Origin of the sequence: Vibrio sp. V31_P5A7T61, from assembly GCF_009904895.1 — a bacterium.
Classification (GTDB): Bacteria; Pseudomonadota; Gammaproteobacteria; order Enterobacterales; family Vibrionaceae; genus Vibrio; species Vibrio metschnikovii.
Map to the genome: position 1 here is coordinate 94,045 of NZ_WXWI01000051.1, position 15,980 is coordinate 110,024.

Here is a 15,980-nt window from a genome sequence, read left to right on the forward strand (position 1 = left end):
TACAATAATCGAAAATCAATCCATCGACAATCGTTATCTTATGATTCATTCAGTAATGAGAAGTTTTTTAATCTAGGGATAGATTGATGTAATACTTGCTCTTGTTGCTGCAATTGCGTTAGCGAGCTACACAGCGCAGTCACTTCACTGGTCAATTGTTGTGAGTAATCATTTAAACGTTGCGTGACATGGATTTTAAGATCATCCATTTGCCGAGTGAGTTCAGTCAGATTCATTCCTCCTTGGCGCTGCATTTTTTGCGCAATCACCATAAAAGCATCCGATAAAAATTGTTGACTGATTGCTTGCTGAGCTCGTTCAAATTCTTGCTGCCACTCTTTCTCGGTGACTGAAAATTTTTGCGCAGGAAACACCCATTGTTCTTGATGATGATAACGAGCCTCTACCTCACTAAACAAGGCTTCGATCCGATACTGCACATTATCAAAAGCTCCAGGAGCTTCAAGGCGAGCCGCCACATCTTCTAATAGGATACGGCTACGCTGTAAGTTCTTATTGGTTAATTGTTGAGTCTCAGCCAAAATCGAATCAATCTGTTGTCGATAATATCTTAACACCGCTTGTTGTTGATTCGTTACTCTTATTGGCTGCCCCGAAATTAACAGTTCATTTTGTTGGGTGATCACTGCGTGTTGATCAGTGCGATGAATTTCGATCTGCTGCGCAGTCATACGCAGTTCATTGTGTAATTCAACAGGACAGGTGATTGCCCATAATGAAGGGCTAACCATAAGCCCACACAGTAACAATAATTTTTTCATATTTTCCTCAAACTTAGTCGCGTGCATCTTATCCTAACGAAATGTCGACCTAGTTAGTGAATTGTCATAATCTGGCATGAAACATTCAGATAACGTTTGATGTCACTGCTGCTGATATTAAAAAAAGCTTAATTGAACGAAAGGTTCTGGCGGTTTTAAGGTGACATTGAGTCCCAGTAAGCGTATTCCTCGCCCTTTTTGACGCTGAAGGACATCAGCTAATAGCGATTTAAAATCATTGCGCTCTAGCTGAGTTTGTCCATGCTCAATCGTCGTGAGTTGAAAATCAGCAAACTTAACCTTAATGCCTTGCTTGATGATTCCTCGTTGCGGGCAAGAGCGGTTCAGTCTTCGTTCAAGCTCAGGAAATAGAGTTTGCTCAATGAGTTGCCAACATTGTTCGTAAGTTTGAATATTTTCACTCAAGGTACGCTCAACCCCGACAGACTTTCTTTCACGCTCAACAACTATCGGCCGCTCATCAATGCCATGACTTTTTTTCCACAGTGAAGCTCCCAAGCGCCCAAAGCTAACCAACAGCTGTCGATAGTCGCTATTTTTTATGTCTTCACAGACATAAAATCCAGCTTGATGCAGTTTCTCTAAACTCACCTTACCAACACCTGGGATTTTACCTAAAGGTAAACCATCAATAACGCCTTGTACTTGTTCAGGTGTTATTACGCACAGTCCATTTGGCTTATTGATATCAGAGGCAATTTTGGCGAGAAACTTAAGTGGCGCAACGCCGGCAGAGGCCGTCAACTGGAGTTCATTCCAGATATCACGCCGAATCGCTTCAGCAATTAATGTGGCGCTGCCATAATAAGTCTGAGCATCACTGACATCTAAAAACGCCTCATCTAATGACAGGGGCTCTATAATCGCAGTATAACGCTGAAAAATCTGTTGGATATGTTGCGAGATAGTTTTATAGACCGACATTCTACCCGGCACCACCAATAAGTGGGGGCATAGTTTGATCGCCTGAGCCGTTGGCATCGCAGAATGAATACCAAAACGTCGCGCTTCATAATTACATGTACTGATCACACCGCGCTGTTTCTCATTCCCTCCGACCGCTAATGGTCGATCTCGATAGGTAGGATTATCACGCATTTCTACGGCAGCGAAAAAACAGTCCATATCAATATGAATAATTTTACGAATCGATTCACCCATCACGCATCACGAACAAAACTGTATGTATGAACAGTATAGATATTTCGTTATGAAATGCATATAAAAAAACACCTCGCCCAGATGGCGAGGTGTTGATTACTTGATTGAGAAAAGCGTTAATGGCTTTACCCTTCCTCCTTGAAGCGGCAGCGGTGTTGGTTGCGTTCGTACACCCCAATCATATAGTCTGCCTATGCTCATGGCGATTTACTCACTTGCCGCCTACCTGCAACTCCAAGTTGTTTGGGTATATTCATCGCACATAAAAAGATTAAGCAATTCGGTCTTTTTCCCATGCTGCTAACCGTTCAGCACGAGCTGCGGCACGTGCTTCTCGTTTTTTACGAGCATCACAAGGTTCAGGGCAATTACAAACCTTTTCAATACCAACCGCACCAAGACCGCCACAACTGCCTTTCACGACTTTCTTTTGAAAAATATAGCCTACTGCCATTGCAGCAATCACTGCCATAAAGACAGCAAATGTTATAAAAAAAGTACTCATCGTAACTGACTCACTCTTTATTTTGACCGATTAAGATAAGGCTGAAATGCACTAGAAACCACCTCTCTAAAGCCATCATCTGTTTTAATAATCATAAATACGGGGATTTGATTTAACTCAGCCACCGCCATCGCCTTTTCTTCACCTAGCACCATAAGACCCGTTGAAAGACCATCAGCGGTCATGCTCGATTTATCCAGAACCGTGACTGAAACCACTTTATTATCGATTGGATAACCCGTTTGTGGATTAATAATGTGTGAATAACGCATACCATCGCGTTCAAAATAATTCCGATAATCACCAGAAGTGGCAATAGCCATATTACCGGGTTCAATTATCTCTTGAACTGAGCGCTCTTGTACAGACGGTTTTTCAATCGCAATTCGCCAAGGAATGCCTTGAGCATTAAGGCCCTTAAGGCGCATTTCTCCGCCAACTTCAACCATGTAATTCTCAATCCCTTGCGATTCGATAAAGTCGGCAACAACATCAACTCCCCAACCTTTGGCGATGGTTGACAAATCAACGTATAAATCAGGGATAGCTTTACTTAAAAAATGCCCAGAAATGGATAAATGTTCTATGCCTGTTTTGGCTTTTCGTGCGGCTAACTCTTGCTCACTAGGTACTGTATCTCGGCGCGCTTCGGGACCAAAGCCCCATAAATTAACCAAAGGCCCGACCGTCACATCTAATGCTCCCAAGGTGAGCGCATTCAGTCGAATTGCCTCTTTCACAACCATTGCCGTTTGCTCTGAGACCTGAAAAGGCTCGCTACTTTGATGTTGATTAAAGCGACTGAGTTCAGAATCTTCACGGTACGTTGACATCTGGTCATTGACTTGCTCTAACAAACGATCGATCTCTGTTTGTAAATGAGATGAGTCAGGAATACCTGCTTGTTGAGTGTACTTTATATTGTAGGTCGTCCCCATCGTTGGCCCATTTAAATGGACCAATTCAACTGATTTTTCACATCCAGCCATAAAAATTAGCGATGCGAATGCAACAAGCCATTTCTTCACTTATTAATACCTCATTAGATCATGAACTCATAGGTGTGTTTTATCCCTTACCACTTTCAGCCATAGTAGTGGCAACATTCGTTCATTCTCATCCGTTATCTTTACGTATCGAAATTCACTTACCTGTCGCCTAACGACAACTTAACGTCGTTTGAGTATATGGCAATCAACAGACCTATTTTCTCACGTTATACTCTCGGCAGAAAAATAATGGCTGACTCATCTGAGCCAGCCATCGGTTTTGCGATAATTAGCGATTAACCGCCAAAATCATCCAGTAGAATATTCTCATCTTCTACACCGAGATCTTTCAACATGCCGATAACCGCAGCATTCATCATCGGTGGCCCACACATGTAGTATTCACAATCTTCTGGCGCATCGTGATCGCGCAGATAATTTTCATACAATACATTATGGATAAAGCCAGTATAGCCATCCCAGTTGTCTTCAGGCATCGGATCAGATAATGCACAATGCCAAACGAAATTCGGATTTTCTGCTGCCAGACCATCAAAATCTTCAACGTAGAACATTTCACGTTTAGAACGCGCACCGTACCAGAAAGACATCTTACGTTTTGATTTCAAACGCTTAAGCTGGTCAAAAATATGCGAACGCATTGGAGCCATGCCAGCACCACCACCGATAAACACCATTTCTGCATCAGTATCTTTAGCGAAGAACTCACCAAACGGACCAGAAATAGTACATTTATCACCAGCTTTCAGTGACCAAATATACGAGGACATTTGACCTGGTGGCACATCAGGATTATTTGGCGGCGGCGTTGCAATACGCACGTTAAGCATAATAATCCCAAACTCTTCAGGATAGTTAGCCATTGAGTAAGCGCGAATGATATCTTCATCAACCTTCGACTCGTAGCGGAACAAGTTAAACTTGTCCCAGTCACCACGATACTCTTCTGGAACATCAAAATCAGAGTATTTAATGTGATGTGCCGGTGCTTCAATCTGAATATAGCCACCAGCTCTGAATGGTACTGACTCACCATCCGGAATCTGTAGCTTGAGCTCTTTAATGAAGGTTGCTTTGTTATCATTAGAGATAACTTCACATTCCCAACGTTTCACCCCAAAAATCTCTTCTGGAAGCTCAATATCCATATCGGTTTTCACTGCGACCTGACAAGCAAGACGCTCGCCTTCTCGGGCTTCACCTTTACTGATATGATCAAGCTCGGTAGGCAGAATATCACCACCGCCCGATTTGATTTTTACTCGGCACTGTCCACAAGAACCACCGCCACCACAAGCTGAAGAAACAAAAATTCCTGAACCCGCTAAGGCACTGAGTAACTTGCCACCTGGCTGAGTTAAGATGGCCTTATCTGGCTCACCATTAATTGAGATGGTAATGTCACCTGAAGGTACCAGCTTGGACTTAGCGAATAAAATCACTAATACCAACGCTAGAACGATAATGGTAAACATCACGACACCAAGGATAATACTTAGCATTGACTATTCCTTTATTGTTGCGGCCTACCCGACTTACAGTTGAACACCAGAGAAAGACATAAAGCCTAACGCCATCAAACCTACCGTGATAAACGTGATACCTAAACCACGTAATCCTGGAGGAACGTCTGAATATTTCATTTTCTCGCGAATGCCCGCAAGCGCAACAATCGCCAACATCCAACCGACACCAGAACCAAAGCCATAAACAATCGACTCAGTGAAGTTGTAATCGCGTTGTACCATGAAAGACACACCACCAAAGATGGCACAGTTCACCGTAATTAAGGGTAAGAAAATGCCTAGCGCGTTGTATAGTGGTGGGAAGAATCGGTCCAACACCATTTCTAAAATTTGAACTAAGGCAGCAATTACCCCAATAAAGGTGATGAAATTCAAAAAGCTCAGGTCTACTCCGTCGACTAACGCGCTGTCTTTCAACACCAAGTTATAGAGTAAATTGTTCACCGGCACGGCAATGGTTAGAACCACAATAACCGCGACACCTAAGCCAAAAGAGGTTTTTACTTTCTTAGATACCGCCAAGAAAGTACACATCCCTAAGAAAAACGATAGCGCTAAGTTCTCGATAAAGATCGAACGAACAAGCAAACTAATATAATGTTCCATTGCAGTTTTACTCCTTCGCTTCGACTTGTGCTGGTTTCACCGTACGGATAGCCCAAATCAAGAAACCGATTAAGAAGAAGGCCGATGGCGCGAGCAGCATCATACCATTTGGCTGATACCATCCGCCGTTACTTACCAGTGGCAAGACTTCTAAACCAAACAGTTGACCAGAGCCAAGCAGTTCGCGGAAAAAAGCAACCGTGATCAGGACAAAACCATAACCTAGTCCATTGCCGATACCGTCAATCAATGAGGGTAAGGGCGCTGATTTCATCGCAAACGCTTCGGCGCGTCCCATAACGATACAGTTAGTAATGATCAAGCCAACGAATACCGATAGTTGTTTAGAAATATCGTATAAGAAAGCTTTTAAGAACTGGTCAACCACGATAACCAACGAAGCGATAATCGCCATTTGCACGATAATCCGCACACTATTAGGAATGTGATTACGAATAATAGAAACAAACAAGTTAGAAAATGCAGTTACAAAGATAACCGCAAGTGTCATAACAAAAGCAGTTTCTAGCTTAGTTGTTACCGCTAATGCAGAACACACACCAAGCACTTGTAGTGCAATTGGGTTGTTGTCCAACACTGGCGCTAACAAGCTTTTTTTCATTTCTTTTGCGTTAGCCATTAGTTCAGGCCTCCGTCACGAACTTTTGCAAGGAATGGACCAAAGCCCATGTCACCCAACCAGAAGTCAAACGTATGTTGTACACCATTAGCCGTCAGTGTCGCTCCAGACAGTCCATCAACACCGTGAATAGATCCTTCAGGCGCACCACCTTTGTAGACGCGAAGCGCTGGACGATGATTTTCATCAAACAATTGCTTACCTACAAATTGTTGACGCCATCTTGGGTTTTCTACTTCACCACCAAGCCCAGGAGTTTCACCCTGCTCGTAGTAAGTAATGCCCGCAACAGTATTACCATCCATTTCTACAGCAACAAAAGCGTACATCATCGACCATAAGCCGTTACCGTGCATCGGTAAAATAACTTTGGAGTACCCTTCATCGCCTTTAACTAAATAGACAACACCAAGATTAGAGCGACGTAGGATTTTAGCTGGGTCTTGATCGGCTGGTAGACGAATAGACTCACTAGGATTACGCGACGCTGCTCGCTGGTCAAAGTTTGCCGCATCTCCCTCAACAAAATTACCGGTACTAAAATCGACCAAACGAGGCACGATATTGGAGCGGAACTGTGCTTGAATTTCTTGCGGATTACGAGCTTCTAAGCCCGCCACCGAGACAATATTACTTTGCATATCAAGCAAAGCATTATTGGTTTGGCGGTCTTTTAAAATGATCGCTGAAGCAGAAACCACAATCGAGCACACTAGGCTCAATGCGATAACAACCAACAGCGTTTTTTTAATGCTATCGTTATTACTTGCCATAGCGGGCTTCTCTCCGTTTGATATTTCTCTCTACAACCAAATTGTCGAACAGAGGTGCAAACAAGTTTGCAAACAGGATAGCCAACATCATCCCTTCAGGATACGCTGGGTTAACCACACGAATGAGGACACACATAGCACCAATTAAGATACCATATGCCCACTTACCGTTATTGGTAAACGCGGCGGAGACAGGATCAGTCGCCATGAAAATCATACCGAATGCAAATCCGCCCAACACTAAATGCCAGTGCCAAGGCATACTAAATAGAGGGTTAGTATCAGAGCCGATCACATTAAATAAGGTTGCTAACGCCACCATACCAATCATAACGCCGGCAATAATACGCCATGAGGCGATACCCATATAGACGATAAATATACCGCCTAATATCAGCGCCAGTGTAGATACTTCACCAATCGAACCTGGAATATTACCAATAAAGGCATCCATCCAAGTGATCGTCTCACCGGTTACCGTATGTACAAGACTACCTGAACCACCTTGCGCCCACTGGCTAAGTGCAGTTGCACCCGAGTAACCATCAGCAGCCGTCCATACTGTATCCCCTGAAATTTGTGCTGGATAAGCAAAAAACAGGAAAGCACGGCCAGCCAACGCAGGGTTTAGGAAGTTACGTCCAGTACCACCGAAAATTTCTTTCGCAACCACAACACCAAAGGTAATACCTAATGCCGCTTGCCAAAGTGGTAACGTGGGTGGAACAATCAGAGCAAACAGAATTGAAGTAACAAAGAAACCCTCATTCACTTCATGTTTGCGTACCATACAGAACAATACTTCCCAGAAACCACCAACAATAAAGACGGTTGCATAAATTGGTAGGAAGTAAGTTGCCCCGAGCAACATTTTGGAGCCCCAGCCTGCCTCAGCAGAAATGGTACCACCCAGCATTTCGGTCAACCAGTAGTGCCAGTTGCCTGCGATTGCTGCTGCTAAATCCAGCTGACCAGATGCAGACATGTGCAATAGGGCAGAAATGGCTTGGCCGCCTGCGTTGTACATTCCCCAGAAAGTAGCAGGGAATACCGCAAACCAAACCATGATCATGATGCGTTTTAAATCAACGCTATCACGCACGTGTGAGCTTTTTTTCGTCACTAGGCCCGGTGTATAAAACAACGTTGCAGCAGCTTCATACAAAGCAAACCACTTCTCATGTTTTCCACCTGGCTCAAAATGAGGCTCGATGTCTTCAAGAAACTTTTTAAGGCCCATGAAAATTACCCTTCCTTCTCAATCTTGTCGAGGCACTCGCGCAGCAAGGCGCCATATTCATACTTGCCTGGACATACAAAGGTGCACAGCGCGAGATCTTCTTCGTCTAACTCAAGAGCCCCTAAACGCTGAGCGTTATCGGTATCACCCGCACACAAATCGCGCAGTAGCAATGTTGGTTCCATATCGAGCGGCATGACTTTTTCATAGTTGCCAATAGGAACCATTGCTCTATCACTACCATTGGTGGTGGTAGTCATATTAAACAACTGACCTTTAAAGAAATGACCTAAGAATGCTCGTGTCACAGAGAAGCGGGTTTTACCCGGCATCGCCCAACCAAACAGTTCTTTTTCTCGGCCTTCACGCAAAACGGAGACTTGCTTATGATAACGACCAAGGTAAGCATGGGGACCAGAAGCCTTTGTACCAGACAATACGGAGCCTGATATTACTCGTACATCGCCTTGCATTAATTCACTATGAGTTAGCTCATCCAAACTTGCGCCCATTACGGTACGTAGCAAACGTGGATTATTCACCACTGGCCCCGCCAATGAAATCACTCGTTCATTGTACAGTTCACCGGTTAAAAACAGCTTACCAATAGCAATTACGTCTTGATAATCGATGTTCCATGCCACATTTTGCGCATTAACAGGATACAAGAAATGCATGTGCGTCCCGACTAAGCCAGCTGGATGTGGGCCATCAAAAACATGCTCATGCACATTCTGTTGAGCTGAACGAGGCAAGCTTACGTTCGATTTACAAACATAGACTTTATCTTCAGTGAGTACTGAAAGCACGTCTAGACCTGCAGTGAACGCCTCTGGCTGCTCATTAATGATAACACTTGGCTCTGCGGCTAATGGATTGGTATCCATGGCCGTAACGAAGATCGCTTTAGTGTGAGAATTAATGGCTGGTACCTTGCTGAACGGACGAGTTCGTAGGGCTGTCCACAATCCAGAGTCGACAAGTTGAGAGGTCACCGCTGCGCGGTCTAAACTCGCTAACTGGCTCGCGTCAAATTTATTGAAGGTGATTTGCTCATCGCCCATCTTTTCAATCACAACGGACTGAAGGACTCGCTTAGCACCACGATTAACTTCAATAACTTTGCCACAAACAGGAGAAGTAAAAACGACACCTGGGTTCTTCTTATCTTCAAAAAGAACTTGTGCTTTTTTCACTTCATCACCCACGCGAACATGCATCGTTGGACGCATACCCACGTACTCTTCGCCAAGCAAGGCGACTTTGGTGATGGCTTTGCCATCATGAATCACCTGGGAAGGAGCTCCAGCAATGGGAAGGTCCAAACCCTTTTTTATTGTAATCATACGCACTTGCACTACTTTTTTATTGGGAAAAAGATTCTTTCATTGCGTAAAATCGAGAACGAGACGGGCTAATTGACTTACATGCCAGTCAACACGATCTAACGCTCTCTAGACACGACATTGATAGTGTCCGTTTTTGGCTGTTGTTAATGCCAAAACCGCAACATCCTTCTTAAAATCCGATTACCAGTCTGTAATGAGATTTGTCAGGTGCAATAGTCTAGCATCTTTTAGGAACTGGATGCCATGACCAATCCCCGCTTCATTCGCTTTATTTATCAAGAAATAGCTAGCAAGGAATGATAAATAATCATAAATATGACCTATCGCACAGTTAACCTTAGTCAGTTAACTTACGAGCAGAATTATTTGATGATTGGTAGAGAAAATGCACCACCATGGTCTGCTTAACAATACAATACGCAAAGGCTGATAACGGCGATCACTCACTTATTTAAGTTCATTTTTAGAACCGCCCATACACATAGGACTATCAGGAGCCCCACCTTGCAATTGGTTCCATTCTTGTGGCGTGTAAGTATGAATAGCTAATGCATGGATAGAGTGAGCAAGCTCATCTTTTAACACTTGATTAACTTGTCGATGACGAGTAATCAAGCGCTGTTCGACAAAAGTATCGCTAACAATAATGACTTTAAAGTGGCTTTCTGAACCGGCAGGGACATTATGCATATAGCTTTCATTCAACACTTGTAAATGCTCTGGTTGAAAAGCCTGCTGTAATTTCATTTCGATGGTTTCTTGATGCATGATGAGTCCTCAACGGCACAATGTCTCATTTATATGATGCTGCGATTCTACTCTTGCTTAATGATAAGGAAAAGGTTTTGGTTTCTTGTTCCCTCTCCATTTGAGACAATGTTGTCGCCTTTCTTTAATCGATAATTAACGAACAAGATGAAAACAGAATTAACCTTGGATAACCGAACTTTAACGCTTCATCGATTTCCCATTCGCAGTAATGAAACGCTACAAGCTTGGGATGCGGGTGATGAGTATTTGATCTCTCATCTTAAAACGCTCAATCTACAACCTAATCGGCATATTCTTGTTCTGAATGATCATTTCGGTGCACTAAGCTGCTATTTGTCTTTCGAACATCAAATCACTATGTTGAGTGATTCATTTATTGCCCAACAAGCTACGATAGCGAATTTACAAGCCAATGGTTGTCCCGCTATTCATCTCGATAATACGATGGCATCGATCCCGGATAACATCGACCTTGTATTGATGCAAATTCCTCGTAATAACCGTCATTTAATTTGGCAATTGAGCCAATTAAGAGCCTCTTTACCCGCTCATTGCCCTGTAATAGCCGTCAATAAAGCAAAAGAAATCCATACCTCTACATTACAACTTTTTGAACAATATTTAGGCCAAACACAGACTTCTTTGGCGTGGAAAAAACATCGTCTCGTCTTTTCTCAGCCCGATGTTCAGCCCCTTCCCTCGATAGAAGAAAGTATTTGCTGGAGCATTGATGATAAAACGATTGAATTAACTAATCTGCCTAATGTCTACTCTGCTGAACGTTTGGATCAAGGCGCGCGTTTACTCTTAGATTATTTACCTCAAGATGACACCTTAGAGAGTATTATTGATTTAGGATGCGGCAACGGCGTTTTATCGGTCAAACTCGGGCAACTGAACCCACAAGCCAAAATAATCTCTGTTGATGAAAGCTTTATGGCGGTGGAGTCAGCGAAACGAAATCTTGAGAAAAATTTATCATCACAGCATCGTTTTGAATGTTTGACGAATAATTGTTTAGATGGCTTTCCCGATCACAGCACAATGTTTATCGTTTGTAATCCACCGTTCCATCAGCAACAAGCCATCACTGATCATATTGCATGGCAGATGTTTTGTGATGCTAAGCGTGTTCTTTCTAAACAGGGTAAGTTGTTAGTGATTGGTAACCGTCACCTCGGTTACGATATCAAGTTAAAGCGACTATTTGGTAATACGCAGGTGAAAACTATCGCTAGTAACGCAAAATTTGTTATCTTACAGGCTATTAAGTCATAAGTATTACCGTTCACTACAGCAAAGGATTTGATCATGAAGAAATTGGTTATCGCCGCCTCAATTGCACTCTTAACCGCTTGTGCCGCACCAAAGCAAGAGCAAATTAACTTTATGCCTCAAGCAGTATTAAGTAGCAGCAATATTGTTAACAATGTCAGCTTTACCTTAGTCAGCAAAGATGTTCGTTCTGCGCAGTATGTGGCATTAGTCGACAGTGGACGCAATCATATTGAGCCAGTGCATGCGAAACAAAATCTACGTATTACCTTAGAAAATACTTTAGCTGAACAGTTTGCTTCGCAAGGTTTCCGTTTAACGGTGAATAGTGAAAACAATCTGGCGTTAGAGATTCAAGAGGCGTTAGTTACTGTCAAACACTCAATTACCTCGCATGAAATGAACGCCAGTGTCACTCTTGAGTTAACCGCCGAAACGCCTAAAGGTAAGCTAGTAAAAAGTTATCATGGTACAGCGAAGCGAAGCGCTGCTTTAAGTGCATCAAATCAAGATATTGAAAGAGTATTCAATGATGTTGTTAATTTAGTACTGAAAGAAATTGCCAACGATAGCGAGTTGCAAAGCTATATGAAGGATCGTTTCAATGGTTAAAAAAATAGCCGCCGCCATTCTAACGATGTTCAGCATTACTGTATGGGCAGAACCACAGGTTAAATTTGAGACCTCTATCGGTGATTTCATCGTAGAGCTTGATTCACAATTAGCACCAATTACCAGTGAAAATTTTTTACATTATGTGCAAGATGGTAGTTATATCGGTAGTCAATTCCATCGAGTAATCCCTGGGTTCATGGCTCAGGGTGGAGGCTTTGACGCCAAATTAGAACCATTAAAAACCCACCCACCGATTATCAATGAAGCTCATAATGGGCTACGCAATGATACGGCAACAATTGCCATGGCAAGAACCGCTAACCCAAATTCTGCCACACGACAATTTTTTATTAACCTTGCTGATAATCAATTTTTAAATCCCACCCAACGTCAAGAAGGCTATGCCGTTTTTGGTAAAGTGATCAGTGGCTTTGAAACTATCCAAATGATGGCCAAGCAACCAACTCGAACGATAGGCCATCTGAATGATGTCCCTGTAACCCCAATCGTCATTACCAATGTGACAGTCATTGTTGATTAATTTCTTCCCCCTAACTTAAAGTTAGGGGGAACTCTGTAAGGATAAGGCTCATGCCGAGCGGAACTCAATATCTTACTTGGTCACAAACCATTAAAAGTTATCTTGATCGTCGTCTTTTATGGGTATTTCTACTTGGTTGCTCAAGTGGCTTCCCTTGGGTATTGATCGGTTCAAACATGTCTGGATGGCTTAAAGATGCAGGCTTATCTCTAGCCGCTATCGGATACTTTGGTAGCGTATTTTCCGTCTATGCCATTAATTTTCTTTGGGCACCTTTAGTCGATCGAGTAAAAATCCCATTCTTATATAAAAGACTAGGACAAAGACGAAGCTGGATATTGTTTTGCCAACTTCTGGTTTTTATTTTTACGTTGCTGATCGCAGGGGTTAATCCGGCGACCAATCTTATTTTAACATCAATGTTTGCTCTGGCGATCGCTACCGCATCAGCGACACAAGATATTGCCATTGATGCTTTTCGCATTGACACCTTTCCTAAATCAGAACAATCAAAGTTGCCTCAAGCTTCAGCAATGGCGGTGATTGGATGGTGGACTGGATATTCTCTACCCGGATACTTTGCTTTTATTAATGCCGATAGTGTGGGTTGGAACCAAGTCTATTACGGAATGGCGGCAATCGTATTATTGTTAATGCTGTTCACCTTATTTGTCGGCGAACCAACGTCTCATCGAGATCGATTACAACAACAAGCTGAGTTACGACACGGTGAAGTCATTCAATCTAAAGCCGCGACATGGCTCACCGTGACATTATTTGAACCTTTCATTGATTTTTTCCGCCAAAATGGAACTCGAGTGGCGATCACTCTATTACTGTTTGTCTTTCTGTTCAAAATTGGAGAAGCATTTCTGGGTAGGATGTCGATTGCTTTTTATAAAGATATCGGATTCACCAATGAACAAATCGGATACTACTCTAAGTTGATTGGTTGGGGATTAACTATGCTATTTACGTTTGTCGGTAGCATGTTCAACGTAAGATTTGGCATTATTAAAGGATTAATGATCGGCGGAATAGCGATGTCGGCAAGTAATCTTATGTTCTCTTGGATTGCTGAAGTCGGCCCGAATGAACATCTTCTGCTCGCTACAATTGTTGTTGATAACTTTACTACCGCTTTTTCTACTGTAGCTTTCGTTTCTTTCTTAACGGTAATGACAGGGCAAGCTTTTTCCGCTACTCAATATGCTTTACTAGCATCACTAGGCAACTTTGGCCGTACAACGCTTGCTTCATTTAGCGGTCAAGTTGCTGATTATCTTGATAATTGGTCACTATTTTTCGTATTAACTGCAGTTATGGTCGTACCCAGTCTACTCATGCTGTACTCATTACGTCATTATTTTAACAACATGCTCAACACGGCAAGAAAGCATCAATTATCAGAACTTGATTCACTTGATCGCTCAGAGAAACAAAGCAAGTGATAAAATTGGCTCCCTTAGAATATAAGCTTCTAGAGGGAGCAATTAGCGATGTGTTTTACAATAGCGCAGTAATGAGTGACATTATAGCGATCACTTTTTAGCCAACCCCTTGCAATGAAAATAGTCCTGCATATAAGGCCTCGATTCCTGAGCTAATTTATTACAAGTTTGCTCAGACCAACCTTGTTGCTTACTATTGCTTGAACGAGTTTGATAGTAATCAAGCATAATTTGATCGTACTGTTTAACACGCCCAACCTCTAAAGGCTGATAAGCATTTTCATGTACGATCACTTCTGGACTTAATCTTGGCTTTAATTGCGGGTGTTGATCCGGATGACCTAAACACAAGCCAAAAAGCACTGCACAATAAGGGGGTAATTCTAATAATTGATCAACCTCATAAGGCGAATTTCTTAATCCCCCGATGTAAACACCACCTAATTGCAACGATTCTGCTGCTAGCAAACAATTTTGTGCCATAATGCCCGCATCAATAGCCCCGATCAGGGTCAGCTCCATAAATTCTGGATGCACGTTATTATCAAGCGTGTAATGACGTTGATAATCAATACAAAATACTAAAAATTCGGCGGCGCTAGCGACATAAGGTTGGTTACCCGCAAGTTCAGCCAATTTAAGGCGCTTCTCTTGCTCAGTAATGCGTATAATGGATACCGCTTGCAATAAACTCGAAGAAGAGGCAGCGATACCCGATGCAATAATGGCATCCAACTGTATTTTACTGATTGGTTGATCTTTAAAAGCACGGATAGAACGATGTGAGGTAATGGTATCAATAACTTGATTCATGAACGTCTCTTAATAATGCTGAGCATTATCATAATAGTGATTCGGTTTTAATGCGGTAAATATCACCGCAACGTCAACTTGACTACTCAAGACTTGACGCACTTGATCGGTAATTACCGATGCGACTTGGTCTTGAACATTTTGTCCTCTATCAAACCAGAGCACTTCAACGAAAGGATAAGCCTGACTGACAGCCCCATCAAAGAAGAAAGTACTGTAGATATATTCAAAGGTGAAGTCCTCGCGAGGAGCATTGATTAGAGGCTGTAACTCGTTAATTAATGTCGCTGACAAAGCTTGGACTGTTTGCGGTTCTAATGCTCGAAATCGAATATGTGGCATACTTTACTCCTTTTGTTGTCATTTATCATAACAGCTTATAAATTGAACTTCGATAGACTACCAATCATTTACCACTGTTAAATAAAAAGAAAGGATATGGATTACTTTCGACTTTCATGTATCCGCCTTTGTCATCAAATAAGTAAATAACCGAAAATAAAAAAGCCTTAACATTGCTGTTAAGGCTTACGATTTGCTATTAACACCCAACACACGCATCTTTTGGCGATTAGCGGGATCCGCTGCTTTGGAGGCTGCCGAACTTAAAAATATTGTACCTAGATCAAAAAAGGTCTCAGTCAAACGACTAAGACCTTTTGTATCTGGCAGGGGTGGAGAGATTCGAACTCCCAACACGCGGATTTGGAATCCGCTGCTCTACCAATTGGAGCTACACCCCTAAATAATCTTACAACTAAAGCCTTGCTGTTTAGCAAAGCTCTTTATCAGTGGCGGAGCGGACGGGACTCGAACCCGCGACCCCCGGCGTGACAGGCCGGTATTCTAACCAACTGAACTACCGCTCCACATTGTCTTGTTACTCGATAAAGTCTGATTG

Annotated in this window: 17 protein-coding genes and 2 tRNA genes; 4 read left to right on the forward strand and 15 right to left on the reverse strand. The window is 42.6% G+C overall.

All coding sequences use genetic code 11. The features are described from left to right. Nucleotides 1-38: 38 nt before the first annotated feature. The 11 genes from CAG58_RS11360 to bolA form a co-directional block, all read right to left on the reverse strand. Nucleotides 39-782, reverse strand: a complete 744-nt coding sequence (locus tag CAG58_RS11360) for a DUF2884 family protein (protein ID WP_161425436.1) — start codon at nucleotides 780-782, stop codon at nucleotides 39-41. Nucleotides 783-899: 117 nt separating this feature from the next. Further along, the gene (gene dinB, locus CAG58_RS11365) at nucleotides 900-1,964 is read right to left on the reverse strand and encodes a DNA polymerase IV (protein ID WP_154170317.1); all 1,065 of its coding nucleotides are present in this window, start codon (nucleotides 1,962-1,964) and stop codon (nucleotides 900-902) included. Nucleotides 1,965-2,235: 271 nt separating this feature from the next. Beyond that, nucleotides 2,236-2,469 carry a (Na+)-NQR maturation NqrM gene (gene nqrM, locus CAG58_RS11370; RefSeq protein WP_040904064.1) on the reverse strand — a complete coding sequence of 78 codons (234 nt, stop codon included), beginning with the start codon at nucleotides 2,467-2,469 and terminating at the stop codon, nucleotides 2,236-2,238. A 17-nt stretch (nucleotides 2,470-2,486) separates the two neighbouring features. After that, the gene (locus CAG58_RS11375) at nucleotides 2,487-3,497 is read right to left on the reverse strand and encodes an FAD:protein FMN transferase (protein WP_161426623.1); all 1,011 of its coding nucleotides are present in this window, start codon (nucleotides 3,495-3,497) and stop codon (nucleotides 2,487-2,489) included. A 257-nt stretch (nucleotides 3,498-3,754) separates the two neighbouring features. Next, nucleotides 3,755-4,981 carry an NADH:ubiquinone reductase (Na(+)-transporting) subunit F gene (gene nqrF, locus CAG58_RS11380; RefSeq protein ID WP_004394630.1) on the reverse strand — a complete coding sequence of 409 codons (1,227 nt, stop codon included), beginning with the start codon at nucleotides 4,979-4,981 and terminating at the stop codon, nucleotides 3,755-3,757. 33 nt (nucleotides 4,982-5,014) lie between these two features. Beyond that, the gene (nqrE, locus tag CAG58_RS11385; RefSeq protein WP_004394628.1) at nucleotides 5,015-5,611 is read right to left on the reverse strand and encodes an NADH:ubiquinone reductase (Na(+)-transporting) subunit E; all 597 of its coding nucleotides are present in this window, start codon (nucleotides 5,609-5,611) and stop codon (nucleotides 5,015-5,017) included. Between the two features lie 7 nt (nucleotides 5,612-5,618). After that, complete coding sequence (locus CAG58_RS11390) at nucleotides 5,619-6,251, reverse strand: NADH:ubiquinone reductase (Na(+)-transporting) subunit D (RefSeq protein WP_004394626.1); 633 nt, start codon at nucleotides 6,249-6,251, stop codon at nucleotides 5,619-5,621. Beyond that, a complete protein-coding gene (locus CAG58_RS11395) occupies nucleotides 6,251-7,024 on the reverse strand; it encodes a Na(+)-translocating NADH-quinone reductase subunit C (protein ID WP_004394624.1) in 774 nt (257 codons plus the stop codon). The genes CAG58_RS11390 and CAG58_RS11395 overlap by 1 nt, the downstream gene beginning before the upstream one ends. After that, nucleotides 7,014-8,264, reverse strand: coding sequence for an NADH:ubiquinone reductase (Na(+)-transporting) subunit B (locus tag CAG58_RS11400; RefSeq protein ID WP_004394623.1), 1,251 nt, complete (start codon nucleotides 8,262-8,264; stop codon nucleotides 7,014-7,016). The genes CAG58_RS11395 and CAG58_RS11400 overlap by 11 nt, the downstream gene beginning before the upstream one ends. 5 nt (nucleotides 8,265-8,269) lie before the next feature. Continuing rightward, entirely contained in the window at nucleotides 8,270-9,610 is a 1,341-nt protein-coding gene (locus tag CAG58_RS11405; RefSeq protein WP_161426622.1) for a Na(+)-translocating NADH-quinone reductase subunit A, read from the reverse strand. A 450-nt stretch (nucleotides 9,611-10,060) separates the two neighbouring features. Next, a complete protein-coding gene (bolA, locus tag CAG58_RS11410; protein WP_161426621.1) occupies nucleotides 10,061-10,381 on the reverse strand; it encodes a transcriptional regulator BolA in 321 nt (106 codons plus the stop codon). A 147-nt stretch (nucleotides 10,382-10,528) separates the two neighbouring features. Between bolA and CAG58_RS11415 the strand changes: the two genes are divergently transcribed. The 4 genes from CAG58_RS11415 to CAG58_RS11430 are packed head-to-tail and all read left to right on the forward strand — an operon-like array spanning nucleotide 10,529 to nucleotide 14,266. Then, nucleotides 10,529-11,662, forward strand: coding sequence for a methyltransferase (locus CAG58_RS11415; RefSeq protein ID WP_158138820.1), 1,134 nt, complete (start codon nucleotides 10,529-10,531; stop codon nucleotides 11,660-11,662). Between the two features lie 33 nt (nucleotides 11,663-11,695). Then, a complete protein-coding gene (locus tag CAG58_RS11420; RefSeq protein ID WP_161426620.1) occupies nucleotides 11,696-12,271 on the forward strand; it encodes a YajG family lipoprotein in 576 nt (191 codons plus the stop codon). Further along, a complete protein-coding gene (locus CAG58_RS11425; protein WP_161426619.1) occupies nucleotides 12,264-12,815 on the forward strand; it encodes a peptidylprolyl isomerase in 552 nt (183 codons plus the stop codon). Before CAG58_RS11420 ends, CAG58_RS11425 begins: the two co-directional genes overlap by 8 nt. 50 nt (nucleotides 12,816-12,865) lie before the next feature. Beyond that, a complete protein-coding gene (locus CAG58_RS11430) occupies nucleotides 12,866-14,266 on the forward strand; it encodes an AmpG family muropeptide MFS transporter (RefSeq protein WP_154170303.1) in 1,401 nt (466 codons plus the stop codon). Nucleotides 14,267-14,356: 90 nt separating this feature from the next. On the opposite strand, the gene nfsA is transcribed toward CAG58_RS11430, so the two are convergent. The 4 genes from nfsA to CAG58_RS11450 all read right to left on the reverse strand — a co-directional run bounded on the left by nfsA (nucleotide 14,357) and on the right by CAG58_RS11450 (nucleotide 15,948). Further along, nucleotides 14,357-15,079, reverse strand: coding sequence for an oxygen-insensitive NADPH nitroreductase (gene nfsA, locus CAG58_RS11435; protein WP_158138822.1), 723 nt, complete (start codon nucleotides 15,077-15,079; stop codon nucleotides 14,357-14,359). Nucleotides 15,080-15,088: 9 nt separating this feature from the next. Further along, nucleotides 15,089-15,421 (reverse strand): DUF1904 domain-containing protein, encoded by a 333-nt coding sequence (locus tag CAG58_RS11440; RefSeq protein ID WP_154170301.1) that lies wholly within the window; start codon nucleotides 15,419-15,421, stop codon nucleotides 15,089-15,091. Between the two features lie 324 nt (nucleotides 15,422-15,745). Continuing rightward, nucleotides 15,746-15,822 (reverse strand) — tRNA-Trp (locus CAG58_RS11445). Between the two features lie 49 nt (nucleotides 15,823-15,871). Next, a tRNA-Asp gene (locus CAG58_RS11450) sits at nucleotides 15,872-15,948 on the reverse strand. Nucleotides 15,949-15,980 lie beyond the last annotated feature (32 nt).

Bases quoted from the DNA above. Each gene is read 5' to 3' on its own strand.
- nqrM (WP_040904064.1), bottom strand. From the start codon at position 2,469: ATGAGTACTTTTTTTATAACATTTGCTGTCTTTATGGCAGTGATTGCT.
- CAG58_RS11405 (WP_161426622.1), bottom strand. From the start codon at position 9,610: ATGATTACAATAAAAAAGGGTTTGGACCTTCCCATTGCTGGAGCTCCT.
- CAG58_RS11415 (WP_158138820.1), top strand. From the start codon at position 10,529: ATGAAAACAGAATTAACCTTGGATAACCGAACTTTAACGCTTCATCGA.
- nfsA (WP_158138822.1), bottom strand. From the start codon at position 15,079: ATGAATCAAGTTATTGATACCATTACCTCACATCGTTCTATCCGTGCT.
- CAG58_RS11400 (WP_004394623.1), bottom strand. From the start codon at position 8,264: ATGGGCCTTAAAAAGTTTCTTGAAGACATCGAGCCTCATTTTGAGCCA.
- nqrE (WP_004394628.1), bottom strand. From the start codon at position 5,611: ATGGAACATTATATTAGTTTGCTTGTTCGTTCGATCTTTATCGAGAAC.
- nqrF (WP_004394630.1), bottom strand. From the start codon at position 4,981: ATGCTAAGTATTATCCTTGGTGTCGTGATGTTTACCATTATCGTTCTA.
- CAG58_RS11430 (WP_154170303.1), top strand. From the start codon at position 12,866: ATGCCGAGCGGAACTCAATATCTTACTTGGTCACAAACCATTAAAAGT.
- bolA (WP_161426621.1), bottom strand. From the start codon at position 10,381: ATGCATCAAGAAACCATCGAAATGAAATTACAGCAGGCTTTTCAACCA.
- CAG58_RS11440 (WP_154170301.1), bottom strand. From the start codon at position 15,421: ATGCCACATATTCGATTTCGAGCATTAGAACCGCAAACAGTCCAAGCT.
- dinB (WP_154170317.1), bottom strand. From the start codon at position 1,964: ATGGGTGAATCGATTCGTAAAATTATTCATATTGATATGGACTGTTTT.
- CAG58_RS11395 (WP_004394624.1), bottom strand. From the start codon at position 7,024: ATGGCAAGTAATAACGATAGCATTAAAAAAACGCTGTTGGTTGTTATC.
- CAG58_RS11390 (WP_004394626.1), bottom strand. From the start codon at position 6,251: ATGGCTAACGCAAAAGAAATGAAAAAAAGCTTGTTAGCGCCAGTGTTG.
- CAG58_RS11425 (WP_161426619.1), top strand. From the start codon at position 12,264: ATGGTTAAAAAAATAGCCGCCGCCATTCTAACGATGTTCAGCATTACT.
- CAG58_RS11360 (WP_161425436.1), bottom strand. From the start codon at position 782: ATGAAAAAATTATTGTTACTGTGTGGGCTTATGGTTAGCCCTTCATTA.
- CAG58_RS11420 (WP_161426620.1), top strand. From the start codon at position 11,696: ATGAAGAAATTGGTTATCGCCGCCTCAATTGCACTCTTAACCGCTTGT.